Below are 14,394 nucleotides of genomic sequence, written 5' to 3'. Positions count from 1 at the left end.
TGAGTTCTTAGAGAACTCAACCACCGCCCTTGTCGTTTAATCGGGCGGTTATTCATGGATGAACCAACAAAAACAGACGCTGTGAAACAGACATCAACCATGCGTCATATTTGACGCTATCCCACCTAAAAGAAACGAATCTCGCTAGACTTAAAACAAGAGAAACCGCAAACAGGACGCGGTCACCACCCCTACCGTAAAAGGTGAAGCTCATGATCATGGGAATCGGCGTAGATACCGTCAACATTGAACGATTCGAACGAATCGTCACCGAAACACCCGCCTTCGTCCGCCGCGTCTTCACCCCCAACGAACGCACCCGGAACGTACGCTCCCAAGCCGTACGATTTGCCGCCAAAGAAGCCGTCGCAAAAGTACTCGGAGCACCCGCCGGACTCAACTGGCAAGACTGCGAAGTCGCCACCGCCGAAAGCGGCCAGCCCTATCTCATCATTCAGGGCACCATCGCCCGCCGAGCCAAAGAACTCGGCATCAACCGCATCCACCTCTCGCTGACCCACGACGAACCCATGGCTATCGCCATCGCAACCGCCGAATACCTCAGCGACGCAGAACTGGCGCACCTGCAAAAGTTCAACCCCGAAAGCTACCGGCTCAGCGTCATCGCCGGTGATGACACCGACGACTAACGCAGAGTCACACCAACACCACAATCAGGCGACCCCTAAGGCCCGCACGGTGCCACCCAAGGAGACAGCAATGAAGCTCATCTACACTGCTTCCCAGGTACGCGAAGCAGAAAAGCCCTACATCGAAGCCGCCGACTACGACGGATACCTCATGCAACGCGCCGCAGATGCCGTCGCAGCCGAAGCGCAGGATTTGCTCCACGGCACAGAAAACGCCAAAATCCTGCTCCTCATCGGCCCGGGCAACAACGGCGCAGACACCATCTACGCCGGCGCCCGCCTCAGCGCCAAGGGCCACCGCGTTGACGCAGTCATCTTCGACCCCAGCGAAAAGAACCTCGAACTCATTGCCCGCGAAGGCGGCGAAGGCACCCGCGTACTCGACCCCGAACACACCCTCGAACACCTTACCGGCTACGACCTGACCATTGACGGCATCCTCGGTACCGGCTCCAGCGGCGCCGTACGCGGTGGCGCCGGCGAATACCTGGGCGTACTCCGTGCAGTGCAGCTCGACGGTAAGCTCGGCGCAGTCCTCGCAGTGGACACCCCCTCCGGAGTCGACAACAACCGCGGAACCGTGCACGAACCCTCCCTGCGCGCCGACCGCACCGTCACCTTCATCGGCCACAAGCTACCAGCAGGCACCTGCCACAGCGTCCACTCCGGAGACATCAAACTCTACGACCTGGGCGTTCCCGAAGCCCTCAACTCCCACAAGCCCGCCCTGCGCGTCCTCGACCGCGAAGACTACCGCGAACTCATCGAGGTACCCGACGAGCACTCCCACAAGTACACCCGCGGCGTACTGGGCATGCTCACCGGAAGCCTCGAATACCCCGGCGCAGCCCTCATGAGTGTGCGCGCAGCCCTCAACACCGGCGTTGGCATGGTTCGCTTCGGCGCTAACTCCCATGAGCTCCGCCAGCTCATGATTGCCCACAACCCCGAAACCGTCTACTTCAGCGGCGCACCCGCTCTGCAGAGGGTCACCGTGTGGGCCGGCGGCTCCGGATCCAGCTACGACTCGCTGGACAAGAACCGCTACCTGCTCCACTCGCCCGAGCCCGCAATCCTCGACGCCGGTGCCTGCGACCTGGCGGCAGAATATATGGCAACCGGTAAGCACCTCGGATCACACAAAATCCTCACCCCGCACGCGGCAGAACTCGAACGATTCTTGCGCGTCGTACACGAGCTCGCCCCCGAAACCTGGAAGAAGCACCTGGGCGAAGCCATCGTACCCAGCCGCAAGGACATTGACGCAGAGCCCTTCCGCTGGGTGCGTGCCGCCTCCGAACTCTCTGGCGCCACTGTCATGCTCAAGGGCGGTTACACGCTCATTGCGGCACCCAACGGCGCCACCTACAGCGTTGCCGGAGGAAGCCCCTGGCTCGCCACCGCAGGCAGCGGAGACACCCTCACCGGCATCTACGGCGCCCTGCTCGCCCAGACCGTAGCCGCCTTCGAAGCCCGCAGAGAAACGCTGGAAGACTGCACCTACGCCTCTATCGGTGCGCTCGCAGTCTACCTGCACGGTGAAGCCGCACGTGCCAGTGCCACCGGAAGCGTCAAGGACGCGCTGCTGGGACCCGCCCCGACAACCCGCGTCGCGGAGATGCTCCCCGAAGTCATTGCGCGACTCATCGCCGAATAGGGCAGAGGCGCCCAGTACGCCGCCTCCAATCTAACGCTCTCAGGAGACCCCTGAGCGTCTCTCAAAGAACTAGGCAGAAGGCACACAGAAGGGGCGTGAATCCACCGGAAATGGATTCACACCCCTTCTGTGCGTTTTATATCAATGGATGATGCCAAGCTGCCTGTGCCGGAACAGCGTCTTCAAAAACGGCATACATACCAGCGGGAGACCCCCGACTCTTCTTAGTACGCGCCTTCCTTAGCGAAAACCGCACGGACAGTACGCAGAAGAATAATGAGGTCACCGGTAAGCGACCAGTTCTCAACATAGTAAAGATCCAGACGAACCGATTCTTCCCAAGAAAGGTCACTACGGCCCGAAACCTGCCACAGACCGGTAATACCGGGCTTCACCAGCAAGCGGCGGTACGCAATATCCTCGTACTGCTCAACTTCCTCAACCAGCGGAGGACGCGGACCCACCAGCGACATATCGCCAATGAACACGTTCCACAGCTGAGGCAACTCATCAATCGAGTACTTACGGATGAACTTGCCAATGGGGGTAATACGCGGGTCGTCCTTCATCTTGAAGAGCACGCCATTACCCTCGTTCTGCTCCATGAGGCGCTTCTTAACCTCTTCGGCATCAGTACGCATCGAACGGAACTTCACCATCTTGAACATTTCACCGTTCAGACCCACGCGGTTCTGCAGGAAGAAGACCGGACCGCCATCACGCTTGACCAGCAGCGCCACCACCAGGAACAGCGGAGACAGCAGAATCAAACCCAGACCCGAAGACACAACATCCACAGTGCGCTTGAAGAACGCAGACAGACCGGTAATACGCGGCGTGGACACATGCACCAGCGGCAGACCATTCAGCGGCTGCATGTGCATACGCGGACCAGCAATATCGGTTGTCGCAGGAGCCATAATCAGCGAAATATGCGCGTCAGCAAGCTTCCAACCCAGCAGGCGAACCTGATCCGGGCTCAAGTGGTGACCATCCGTAACAGCGACCATATGGATGTCGTTCTCGCGGATAGCTTCCATAATGTCAGCCGGAGAAGTGCTGTAACCAAGCACCGGAATCGGTGCGCCAGCAACAGTGGTACCCGGGGTGAAACCGGGCAGATAGAACGCAGCGGGGGACAGGCCGGAAGCAACCACACCCTCCAGGTTCTTGTACAGGTGCTGACCGGTCGTCACATCAGAAATAATCATGACGCGAGTCAACGCACGACCGCGAGAACGCGAACGCACCAGACCCTGACGAATCAGCCAACGCTCAACGAGCAGAAGGAACAGACCCAGCGGGTATGCAATCAGTAGGTACATGCGGGTGACGTCAATCTTGAGGAAGAACGCCACAATAATCAGCAGACAGAAAAAGTAAGTAGTGCCGCGAGTAATGAGACGGTACTCCTCGTTGCCGAACCCCATGATGCGCAGGCTGCGGGAGCCGTTCACCTGGAGGATAAACCACCAGCCGACGACCATACCAACGCCCAGGAAGATGTAATCAATAGCGGGAATACGGCCATCCAGGGCGTTAATAGGCCAAACGTTCACATAGGGCAGGCCAGCATTCTCCCACCCGAAACGAATTAGATGCGCAGCGATAACCGCAATAGCAATGGCGAGAAAATCGCCAAAGTAAAGGGCTCGCTGAACCTTGGGATGCCAGCTTCGCCTGACGACGAAGTCTGAACCCCACATTTTTTTAAGACGATCTTGTACTTTCAACGGTGTAATCTTCCCCGGAAATTTGTCCTGTGTCGTGGACTGAGAGCGGCGAATAGGCACATTTACCCCTAATTATCGGTGAATAGGGAATCGTATCCTAGTCAGTGTTCTGAATGAATGAGTGAACCAGTAATCTTGCTGAGTGAATAGTGGCAGAGACTACGGTAAAGGCGCTGGTAAGGCGCCTAGTGGAACGCTATATGAAGCTAAAGAGCGCATAAACGTGTTCCGTAAACTATTCTACGGGGTCGGGGGTCTTGTGGCGCGAAGAATGAAGGCACAAAGCCTCTTGGGTGTGATGAAATCAATCACAGACAAAGAAGGAAAAAAGGGCCTTCGGGAAGAATGCCTAGTGGAGCTAAGAAACCCCAAAACCAGCAGTATGTTTCACGCACTTGCAGGAAAACAATAACCGACAGATAAAAGACAAACCCCAAAGACCCCACACCCTAAACGCAGGGTGCACAAGAGACGTTAAGGACGCTCAAGCCCCGCACGATCCAAAATGAAATCAATCATCGGCTCATAACGACGCGGCGGAACGTTATCGTCCATCGGCACGCACACCGGCAGGTCTCCCTGCTCAGCCGCCACAAACAGACCCGGATCATTACAATCCGCAATACCAATCGTCAGCAACTTACAGGTCGAAGAAGCATAACCAGCCATACCGTGATCCGAAACCACCAGATCCGGAGTCACACCGCGCGCCTTCAACTGATCCAGCGCGATGCGCATCGGGCCAGGGAAATGCGTATGTTGCAGATTACCATACTGCTCAAACATCACGACATCCATAATCTGGCGGACATCGCCGTCCAGGAAGCGCTCGCCCTCCTCAATCTGAAGAACCTCAGCACCGGCAGCCTTCGCCGCCGCAGCCATTACCGCATACATGGGGAACAGACCCGCCGGGTGACCGGTCGCAAACAGAATACGAGAACCCGCACGCACCGCTTCGCCAAAGATGCGGGCGTACTCCTCCAGTGCGCTGATGCACTGTTCGGCACCAATGGTGTCCTGACCGTGAGTATGCGAACGGTCCGGGTTCAGACCCGCGCGGCGGACCATCACCTCAAACACCGAATCGTAATCCCACTCGCGGGTCCACTGCACGCCAAACTCAAGGTGCTCATTACCATCCAGGAAACCCTGAATATGGTCCAGGTTATTCTCTCGGGCGGTTGCCACCTCGCCGGTAATACGCACAGAATCCAGGTACGCGGCGAACTCATCGCGGCTCATCGAGAAAGACATTAAAACTCCTCACAACGTGAAAAATACATTACTGCGAGATACCCTCACGTACCTCGGCATAAGCTTCAAGGGTTCGGCGCGCTGTCTGATCCCAACCCATCGTGCGGGCACGCGCCGCGGCGTTCGAACCCAACGAATGACGCAGATACGGGGCACGCACCAGACGCTCAATAGCCGCAGCCCAACGTTCTGGGGTGCGCGGCGCCACCAGCAGGCCCGTACGGTGGTTCTCCACCGCAAAGCGCAGACCGTCAGCATCCGTAGCGAGCACCGCCGCGCCGCACGCCTGCGCCTCCAGAGCCACCAACCCGAAGGTCTCAGACGACGATGGGGACGCCACAATATCGGCGGCACGGAAAATATTCGCCAACTCAGAGGCGGGAACCGGGTCCTTCAAATGGACTCGATCTGCCACGCCCAGCTCAGCTGCACGCTGCAACAGGCGGCGCTCATAATCCGAATCGGAACGACCAATAATGTCCACATCCACCTGCAAATCATCGGGGAGCAGCGCGAGCGCCTCCACCAGCAGATGCGGGCCCTTCAAAGGCTGAGGCCTACCGGCAAACACAATGCGGCAACGAGTCTCCGAGGTGTCATTGAGCGGATGCACGCCAGGAATCGTATGGAAAATCGAGGTGTCAACACCCGGCGGGATAATGGCAAGCTTCTGCGCGTCCGTACCGTAGTACTCGCCCATCTGCTGCGCCTCCAGGGGAGTATTCACAATCACCCGGCTCGCGGAGCTACTCATCAGACGCTCGGCGCGGTAGCGTTCCTCAGGCTCGGGTGCTTCACCTTCGCCGCGGCGCGCATCCTTGGCGGCAGCCGTCGTATGCGGAGTGAAAAGAACGGGAACCGGGAAGACAGCGCCCTGAGTCGACCACAGTTGGGATGCGCGAGCCGCAGCCTGACCAGACAGCCAATAGTGGGCGTGAATAATATCCGGGGTGTACAGTGCCTGCTCTACGCACGCCCGCGCAAAATCATCGGTGACCGTAGCCAACTCATTCTTCGAAAGACCACGAGCAGACGGAAGATCAAGGCTGTGGCGCACAATGCGCTCGCCGGACTGAGGAAGCTGACGGAACGGCGAATCAGCCGGAAGTGCTTCACCGCGGTCCAGCATGAAAACCTCAACCCGCAGCTCGGGATCGAGCTCCAGCATGGCGTGCACCGACCGGGCAATATAGACGTTCATGCCGCCTGCATCTCCGCTACCGGGCTGCGCAAAAGGGTCGGTGTGCATGGAATACACGTGAACCGTCCGAACCGGCGGCAGAGTGCTCATCGATGCTTTCCTCTCTCGAAGGTGTACCTGACCTAGTGTAGCGCGACAGGACTTTCGCACACCGGGAGGTCTAGAATTTAGTAGAAGAGAGGCTGCCCAAGCACAGCCTGTAGTACCCGCCCGTCAGAAGGACCGTGAAGGACCATGACTCACCCTCAGCAGCCTGCCGAACCGCTCTACTGCCCGCCCTGCACCCCAGCAGAGGCAGAGCGAAGCGCCACCATTGACCTTGATGCTCTAGAACATAATGTGCGCCGCCTCAAGGAACTTATTGGCGACCGTGCGCTCATTGCAGTGATTAAGGCGGACGCGTACGGTCACGGCGCGTACCCGGTGGCACGTTCGGCTATTGCCGCCGGTGCTGACCTGCTGGGTGTGGTGCACGTGAACGAGGCGCTGGAACTGCGTGCTGACGGTATTGAGGCGCCGCTCATGGCGTGGCTGCACACTCCCTCCACCGATTTTGAGGCGGCGCTGCAGGAGAAGATCCGTCTGGGTGTTTCCGGTTGGGACCTGGAGGCGGTAGCCGCCGCCGCTGAACGCACCGGTGAGCGCGCTATCGTGCATCTGAAGGCTGATACCGGTCTGGGCCGTAACGGTGCCACCGCTGCGGATTGGCCTGCGCTGGTGGCTCGCGCTGCCTCCCTGGAGGAGTCTGGACTGATTACGGTTGAGGGTATTTTTAGCCACCTGGCGGTTGCGGATGAGCCGACCCGCGCCGAGACTGCACAGCAGCTCGACGCCCTGGATACTTTTGTGGCTCAGGCTCGTGAGGCCGGCCTGGATCCGAAGATGGTGCATCTGGCGAACTCTCCGGCGACCCTGACCGCCTCGCTGGAGGGCTGGGATACGGAGGCGCGTCTGCTCGGTGACGGCGTGCGTTGCGGCCTTGCGCTGTACGGTCTTTCCCCGTTGCCGGAGGTCACCGCTGAGGACCTGGGCCTGAAGCCCGTCATGACGGTGGGTAGCTACATTGCCGCCGTGAAGGAAGTTCCTGCAGGTCAGGGTGTTTCCTACGGTTTGCGCTACCACACCAAAAAACCGACCACCCTGGCGCTGGTACCGCTCGGCTACGCTGACGGCGTGCCGCGCATTGCGGAGAATGCGCCGGTGCGCATCTACCCGGGCGAGCAGAACGTGGAGAACGGCTTCGTGCCTAATAGTGCGGAGGGTAAGACCTACCGCGTGGTCGGTCGCGTTGCCATGGACCAGATGGTCGTTGACCTGGGTGAACCCGGCCTGAGCGACCCCGCCCTGGGTTACCTGGGGGCGCCCGCCATCCTTTTTGGTGCCGGTGAGAACCCGCCCGTGGAAGAGTGGGCGGATGCCGCGCAGACCATTAACTACGAAATCGTGACCCGCATTTCGTCCCGCGTGGAGCGCCTCTACGTTGGCGGCTCCTGGGTTGAAGCTGAACTGAACGAGCTGTGGGGCACCGGGCAGGAGCAGGAGGGCTAATGAGCGTCGAGTACATTTCCGCCGCCCTCGACCTGGATGTGACCGGCCCCGACCATACCCGCCGCCTGGCGCTCACCCTGGTGCAGCACTTGAACGCCGGGGACGTACTGTTGCTCTCGGGCGAGCTCGGCGCGGGCAAGACCACGTTCACCCGCTCCCTGGGTGAAGGCCTGGGGGTGCGCGAAGGCGTTATCTCACCGACCTTCGTGCTCTCGCGCGTGCACCCGAACCTGCCGGACGGCCCCCGCCCCGGCGGCCCCGACCTGGTGCACGTGGACGCCTACCGCCTCTCCAGCGCCGAAGAGCTCGACGACCTGGATCTGGAGTTCTCTCTGCCGCGCTCTGTGACCGTCATTGAGTGGGGCCGCGATAAGGCTGAGCACCTGAGTGATTCCCGCCTGGAGCTGGACTTCACCCGACTGACTGGCGCGGATGCGCGCTTCGCCTACTCGGGTGCCGAAGAGTTCAGCTGGGACGACGAAGACGAGGACGAAAGCGACGAGGACGCGGATACCCCCGAGCCTCGCCTGCTGCGGGTGCGCGCCTTCGGCCCCCGCTGGGAGCACGCTTTTGACGCACTGAAAGAGGCCCTGCAGAGCGCCTAGAGCCCGCGCGTTAGAATGATAGGGTGCTAGTACTTGCCCTTGATTCATCCGCCACCGCATCTGTGGCGCTCGCCCGTGTGCACGGCTCCGAAGCCGGTGCGTCCTTCGAAATCCTCGCCCGCTACGAGAGTGAAGATACCCGCTCCCACGCCGAGGTGATGGGCCCCTACGCGCAGGCGGCCCTGCAGGACGCTGGCGTGCGCGGCGAAGATTTGGATGCGATTCTGACCGGTACCGGCCCGGGACCTTTTACGGGTCTGCGTGCCGGTATCGTTACTGCGCGCGCTCTGGGTTTTGCCTGGTCGGTGCCGGTGTACGGCATGATGAGCCTGACCGCGCTGGCTGAGCGTGCTGTGTCTGGCGCGGCTGCCGGGGAGGAGAGTGCAGAACGAGCGTTCGCCTCTGCTGAAGGTGCTGAGCTTGTAGAAGGTGCTGAGCTACTCGTACTCTCCGACGCGCGCCGCCGCGAAGTCTACTCCGCCCGCTACCGCGTGAATGCCGAAGGCTACAGCCTGGTGGACGGCCCGAACGTATGCCCCGCCTCCGAAATTCTGCCCGGTGGGGCTCCCTCCTACGCCTACGGCTACGGTGCTGGTCTGTACTCCGAGGCCCTCGAAGAACACGGCTGGACCATCGTCGAATCTGCCCGCGGGGTTCACCCCCACGCCGAGTACCTGGTTGCCGCCGCGGCGCGCCTGGGCGTAGAGAACCTGAGTGAGGACACCTCCGCCCAGTACCTGCGCGACTCAGACGCAAAGGTCCCCGCCGCAATGCTCGCCCGCCAGCAGAAGCAGGCCGCGCAGTCTACTGCACAGGCTGCCGCGCAGAAGGAGAGCTAAATGAGTGCTACCGACAATATCGTGCGAGACGACCTAGCTCTGGGTGCCCGTCTGCGCGTTGCCGAACTTGCCGACGTGCAGGCCATGCACCGCATGGAAACCACCCTGTTCCCCGCCGACGCCTGGCACATCGACATGTTCCTCGAAGAGCTGACCCACCCGACCCGCACCTACTACATGCTCGAATTGCCTGCAGAAGGTTCGGAAGATAACGAGGGCGGCTGGCGCGCTATCGGCTACTGCGGAACCATGGTCGTAGCCGACACCGCCGACGTTCAAACCATCGGCGTGCTCCCCGAGTACGAGGGCCACGGCTTCGGTCGCGCCATGCTTGAGCAGATGCACGAGCGTGCCCGCGAGCAGGGTGCCGAGCGCATCCTGCTGGAGGTGCGTGCCGACAACCCGCGCGCCCAGCGCCTCTACGAACGTAACGGCTACCGTGCGATTCACGTACGCCGCGGCTACTACGATGATGGAACCGATGCCATCATTATGGAATGCACGTTCTAAATAGTCCGTTGGGCTAAACGGCAATCCATGCGATAGGGGTGAGTATCCGCTGCCCTCTACGCCGCCGCCCCTCTAAGCCACAGCATCCCTACGCCACAGCATCCTTCCATTACTGCAACTAGAAGCACTACGCGCAGACAGCGCAACAGAAAGACGAACTATGAGCACTCGCGAACCCCTCGTTCTGGGCATCGAATCCTCCTGCGATGAGACTGGTATCGGCATTGTGCGCGGTGCACAGCTGCTCAGCAACACCATCTCCTCCTCCATGGAAGAGCACGTGCGCTTCGGCGGCGTGATCCCCGAAATCGCTTCCCGCGCTCACCTGGACGCCATGATCCCCGCCCTCAAGGCGGCACTTGCCGAAGCGGACATCACCCTCGATCAGGTGGATGCTATTGCCGTCACCGCCGGCCCCGGCCTGGCGGGCGCACTCATGGTCGGTGTCTCCGCGGCGAAGGCGCTCGCTATTGCCACCGGCAAGCCCCTCTACGGCATTAACCACCTGGTCGCCCACGTTGGCGTTGGCCTGCTGGAGGATAACGGCACCGAAGATGGCTCCGACCTGCTGGCGAATGCCGGTTCCGGTGGTCTGGGTGCGCTACTGGTCTCTGGCGGTCATACCGAAATCCTGCAGGTGCGCGACATTACCTCCGATGTGCGCCTGCTCGGCGCAACCCTGGATGACGCCGCCGGCGAGGCCTACGACAAGGTCGCCCGACTGCTCGGCCTGGACTACCCGGGCGGCCCCGCGATTGACCGCGCCGCCGCCGAGGGTAACCGCAACGCCTTCGTGTTCCCGCGCGGCCTGTCGAACCGCAAGTTCATGGGCACCGCCGAGGAGCCCGGTGCGCACCGCTACGATTTCTCCTTCTCCGGTCTGAAGACCGCCGTGGCGCGCGTGATCGAAAGCTTTGAAGCAGCCGGTGAAGAGGTCCCGGTTGCCGATATTGCCGCGTCCTTCCAGGAGGCGGTCGTGGACGTCATCACCAAGAAGGCGATGCTTGCCTGCCGCGAGCAGGGCATGAAGACCCTGCTGCTCGGCGGTGGCGTGGCGGCTAACTCGCGTCTGCGTGAGCTGCTTGCAGCCCGATGCGCCTCCGAGGGTGTGCGCCTGATTATCCCGAAGTTCACCCTGTGCACCGATAACGGCGCGATGGTTGCGGCGCTGGGCGCCCGCCTGGTCGCTGCCGGTCGTGAGCCCTCGGGCGTGGACTTCACGACGGATTCCTCGCTGCCGGTGACCACGGTCTGTTTCTAAACAGGCTACCTCTGAAATAGTTACTTCCGCAGGGATTATTAGCGCGAGCCCGTTGATGCGGCTCGCCTCGAAAATACTCATAGAAATGCCCCGGCGCAGTCTCACAAAGGACTGCGCCGAGGCATTTTCTGTATTCAAGCTTTAGTTACGGGGGCGGGGGAGCAGCTCTAACGCAGCGCTCGCGCACGAGACTGCGCGGCAACATCCAGCGCTACCTCACGCAGAGAACCGGTCTTCTCAAAGACCGCACGCTGACGATCCGCACCCGTACCCTCGGTGAGGATGCGGTGTACCTGCGCCAGCTCTACCTCGCAGTCAAGGTCGCGTGCCACCGGCTCCAGCTTGGGCAAAAGCAGCTCAAAATCTTCACGTAGGGTACGCTGTACCGGCTCGTTAGAGACCACGATCTTAGCTTCCAGGCCGTAGCGGGCGACGCGCCACTTATTCTCCTGAGCGTGCCAGGGGGCGAGCACCTCAACGCTTTCACCCGCCTCAATCTGGCGGGAGAAGTACTCCACCAGGCACTGCGTGAACGCCACGAGCGCCGCAACATCCGGCAGGGAAGCGAGGCCATCGCAATAGCGCATCTCGATGGTGCCGTAACGCGGAACCGGGCGAACATCCCAACGGTCCTCGCTCGGGTCGTTAATCACGTCGGTTGCCACGAGCGACTCTAGGTAGTCGCTGTACTGCTCCCAGGTATCAAAGTGGAAGGGCAGACCGTTCGTGGGCAGCTGCTGGTAAAGCTGGGTGCGGTGTGAAGCGTAACCGGTGTCGACTCCATCCCAGTACGGGGAAGAGCACGAAAGCGCCAGCAGGTGCGGCCCGTAGTTGGTCAGCGCGTCAATGAGCGGCAGGACCTTATCGCGGGAGTCAATGCCCACGTGCACGTGCACACCGTAAATGACCATGTGGCGGCCCCAATACTGGGCGCGCTCGACCACACGCTGGTAGCGTTCCTTCGCCACGACCGGCTGGTCAGCCCAGTGGGAGAAGGGGTGGGTACCGGCGGGGTAGAACTCAATGCCGAGCTCATCGGTGATGTCACGCAGGGTATCCGCCAAATCCTGCAGCTGACGGCACGCCTCAGCGACGGTGCGGCAGATGCCGGTCACCACCTCGACGGTGTTCTCCAGGAATTCGCCGGTCACGTGCGCCCGGTCGGAGGCGGGTTCGAGCAATTCGGGGCGACGCTCGCGCAGGATGGATAGCACCTCGCTGGCGCGCTGGGTCAGTGCGCCGCTTTCACGGTCGATGAGCGCAATCTCCCATTCCACGCCGAGAGTGGACTGCGGGGAGGTAGCAAAGTCGATCATATTGCCTTTCCTGCGTCTGGAAATAGGGTCGTGCATGGTGCCGACTATGAAAGTTATTATCGGTGGGCTCTGCCCGGCTGTGCGCTAGCTGGTGAGAGCCGGCTCCTTGGGGGAGTGCCTCTACTAGGCCGCGTATCTTTGATCAGGCATAGTATCTTTATCCGGCACAGCGTCTTTATCGGGCACCGTATCTAGTGTACGGTCTTGCGGTGCCCGGTGCCCTGTCGAGTGCAGAATCCGGAACGGAAACGTCATGAATCGTCACGAACGGTAACCCGACCTCGGGTCTGGGCAGTCGGGTCTGGGTCGTCAGTGCTGGGTAGCCAGGGATGGGTGGCCGGGGCTGGTGAGGTTAGAGCGGGCGCACATGCCAGCCGACGCGGCGTGAATCCCTACCCGAACCGATGCGGGTAAAGACCAGCGTTGCCGGACGGTACGAGGACTCCTGAGCGCCCGAAGAAGAATTAGCGTTCTTTTTCTTCTTGGAAGGCTTAGAACCCGCCGAACCCAGCAGGCGCGCACGCAACTGCTCCGGAACAATATCCACGCCACGCTTCTTAATCGTCAGTGCCGTAAAGCCCTGCTCACGCACCCAACGCTTCAGCTGCTTCTCCTGCTGGGGAATCTCCTCCAGCACCTCGTAGCAGGCAACCAACGGATGCTCCACCGGCTCGGCAGAACACAGGTACGCCAGGTGCTCATCCAGCAGATGCGCGCCAATACTCTGCGCAAACTCAGCGACCAGATGCGAACGCACAATCGCCGGGGCAGGCTCCAACAGGTAACCACCGGGCTGCGGTAGGGACACCGGAACGTCAACGCTTTGCTGCGCTTCTTCCGCCGTCAGGGGGCTGCGGAAGCTCACCGCCTCGTACGGCGGCAGCAGGGCGCTGGTTTCGGCGGTGCCTTCGTTAGGGGTAGCCTCTTCTGCAGGTAGCTCACGCACCGAGGTCGCCGTGCGAGCCATCCCCTCCTGAGCCAGCGCGTTAAACCAGAGCACCAACTCGGCAAGCGAACCCTCTGACTGGATCCACTCCGCCTCAATGCGCGGGTTGGGGTTTGCCTCCGACGCAATATCTTCGGGTGAGGGGATGCCCTCATGAGGAAAACCGGGACCCAACTTCACGCCCATAGGCACGCCCGTACGTGCCAGATTCAGCACGAACGAGAACGGGGGAGAGAACGCCTCCGGATCAAAAAGGCGCTCCGTCTGAGCCTTCTTAGCGCCGCGCAACTCGCGGCGTGCCGGGTCCATCCAAACAATACCCACCGGCTCGCCGGTAGCGTCCAGAAGTTCACCGTGCACATAATCGGTCACATCCCCCGAATACACGCGCGCCTGTGGGCAAAACTCTAGGTTCTTCGCCGCAAAAGAAGCCGTCAACGGGTCCAGCTCCACCGTAACCACGGTACCGCGCTCCGCCGCATATACGGCAGAGTCCGAGGCAATACCGCAACCCAAATCAGCCACCGTGCCGGCAACCGGGCGCAGGCGCTGAGCACGATAGTGCGCAATCACCGGGCGGGTGGCCTGCTCCGCCGCCTCCTGAGTCAGCATGAGCGTGCGGGCGCGTTCGCCGAATTTGGCGCGCGCACGGGTACGAGCCTGCGCCAGCGAAATAATCTGTGCAGACTCCTCGGGGCTGAAACCTCGCGAACGCAAAGAAGTGACGGCGCTGAGCGTATCCGAGCCCAGCGGGTAGAGCTCGTCGGCTGCCGCGAGCGCTTCGGGGCTGAACGGAAGCTCGGCGGCGGGAGTAAAAGGGGATGCGGGAATAGGCATGCTCCTCATTTTACGGGGTGCCGGTTTTGAGAGG

At 61.1% G+C, this 14,394-nt stretch carries 12 protein-coding genes; 7 read left to right on the top strand and 5 right to left on the bottom strand.

From position 1 onward, the window contains the following. Positions 1–212 precede the first annotated feature (212 nt). Positions 213–650, top strand: coding sequence for a holo-ACP synthase (locus HMPREF2927_RS03495; RefSeq protein WP_005505045.1), 438 nt, complete (start codon positions 213–215; stop codon positions 648–650). A gap of 70 nt (positions 651–720) precedes the next feature. Next, the gene (locus tag HMPREF2927_RS03490; protein ID WP_070685596.1) at positions 721–2,307 is read left to right on the top strand and encodes a bifunctional ADP-dependent NAD(P)H-hydrate dehydratase/NAD(P)H-hydrate epimerase; all 1,587 of its coding nucleotides are present in this window, start codon (positions 721–723) and stop codon (positions 2,305–2,307) included. A 224-nt stretch (positions 2,308–2,531) separates the two neighbouring features. Here the strand turns inward: HMPREF2927_RS03490 and HMPREF2927_RS03485 are convergent, their stop codons facing one another. The 3 genes from HMPREF2927_RS03485 to HMPREF2927_RS03475 all read right to left on the bottom strand — a co-directional run bounded on the left by HMPREF2927_RS03485 (position 2,532) and on the right by HMPREF2927_RS03475 (position 6,588). Then, positions 2,532–4,013: a sugar transferase gene (locus HMPREF2927_RS03485; RefSeq protein ID WP_070685593.1), complete on the bottom strand. Its 1,482-nt coding sequence runs from the start codon at positions 4,011–4,013 to the stop codon at positions 2,532–2,534. Positions 4,014–4,514: 501 nt separating this feature from the next. Continuing rightward, positions 4,515–5,297, bottom strand: coding sequence for a phosphatase (locus HMPREF2927_RS03480; protein ID WP_070685591.1), 783 nt, complete (start codon positions 5,295–5,297; stop codon positions 4,515–4,517). Positions 5,298–5,325: 28 nt separating this feature from the next. Beyond that, a complete protein-coding gene (locus HMPREF2927_RS03475; RefSeq protein ID WP_070685588.1) occupies positions 5,326–6,588 on the bottom strand; it encodes a glycosyltransferase in 1,263 nt (420 codons plus the stop codon). Positions 6,589–6,732: 144 nt separating this feature from the next. On the opposite strand from HMPREF2927_RS03475, the gene alr reads away from it, so the two are divergent. The 5 genes from alr (at position 6,733) to tsaD (ending at position 11,261) form a co-directional block, all read left to right on the top strand. Next, the gene (gene alr, locus HMPREF2927_RS03470) at positions 6,733–8,046 is read left to right on the top strand and encodes an alanine racemase (protein ID WP_070685585.1); all 1,314 of its coding nucleotides are present in this window, start codon (positions 6,733–6,735) and stop codon (positions 8,044–8,046) included. Then, a complete protein-coding gene (gene tsaE / locus HMPREF2927_RS03465) occupies positions 8,046–8,651 on the top strand; it encodes a tRNA (adenosine(37)-N6)-threonylcarbamoyltransferase complex ATPase subunit type 1 TsaE (protein WP_070685582.1) in 606 nt (201 codons plus the stop codon). Before alr ends, tsaE begins: the two co-directional genes overlap by 1 nt. Positions 8,652–8,674: 23 nt before the next feature. Next, on the top strand, positions 8,675–9,490 hold the full coding sequence (gene tsaB / locus HMPREF2927_RS03460) for a tRNA (adenosine(37)-N6)-threonylcarbamoyltransferase complex dimerization subunit type 1 TsaB (protein ID WP_070685579.1): 816 nt from the start codon (positions 8,675–8,677) through the stop codon (positions 9,488–9,490). Then, entirely contained in the window at positions 9,491–10,000 is a 510-nt protein-coding gene (gene rimI / locus HMPREF2927_RS03455) for a ribosomal protein S18-alanine N-acetyltransferase (protein ID WP_070685577.1), read from the top strand. It abuts the gene before it with no gap. A 160-nt stretch (positions 10,001–10,160) separates the two neighbouring features. Then, positions 10,161–11,261 (top strand): tRNA (adenosine(37)-N6)-threonylcarbamoyltransferase complex transferase subunit TsaD, encoded by a 1,101-nt coding sequence (gene tsaD / locus HMPREF2927_RS03450; protein ID WP_005508428.1) that lies wholly within the window; start codon positions 10,161–10,163, stop codon positions 11,259–11,261. A gap of 167 nt (positions 11,262–11,428) precedes the next feature. Here tsaD and HMPREF2927_RS03445 read toward each other — a convergent pair whose 3' ends face one another. Together HMPREF2927_RS03445 and HMPREF2927_RS03440 are read right to left on the bottom strand one after the other, a co-directional pair. Continuing rightward, positions 11,429–12,577, bottom strand: coding sequence for a glutamate--cysteine ligase (locus tag HMPREF2927_RS03445; RefSeq protein ID WP_070685571.1), 1,149 nt, complete (start codon positions 12,575–12,577; stop codon positions 11,429–11,431). A 352-nt stretch (positions 12,578–12,929) separates the two neighbouring features. Continuing rightward, positions 12,930–14,360, bottom strand: a complete 1,431-nt coding sequence (locus HMPREF2927_RS03440) for a class I SAM-dependent methyltransferase (RefSeq protein ID WP_371441154.1) — start codon at positions 14,358–14,360, stop codon at positions 12,930–12,932. Between the last annotated feature and the right edge of the window lie 34 nt (positions 14,361–14,394).

The sequence above is a fragment of the Rothia sp. HMSC061E04 genome, from assembly GCF_001813685.1.
Classification (GTDB): Bacteria; Actinomycetota; Actinomycetes; order Actinomycetales; family Micrococcaceae; genus Rothia; species Rothia mucilaginosa.
This window is presented reverse-complemented; position numbering and strand designations above follow the sequence as displayed.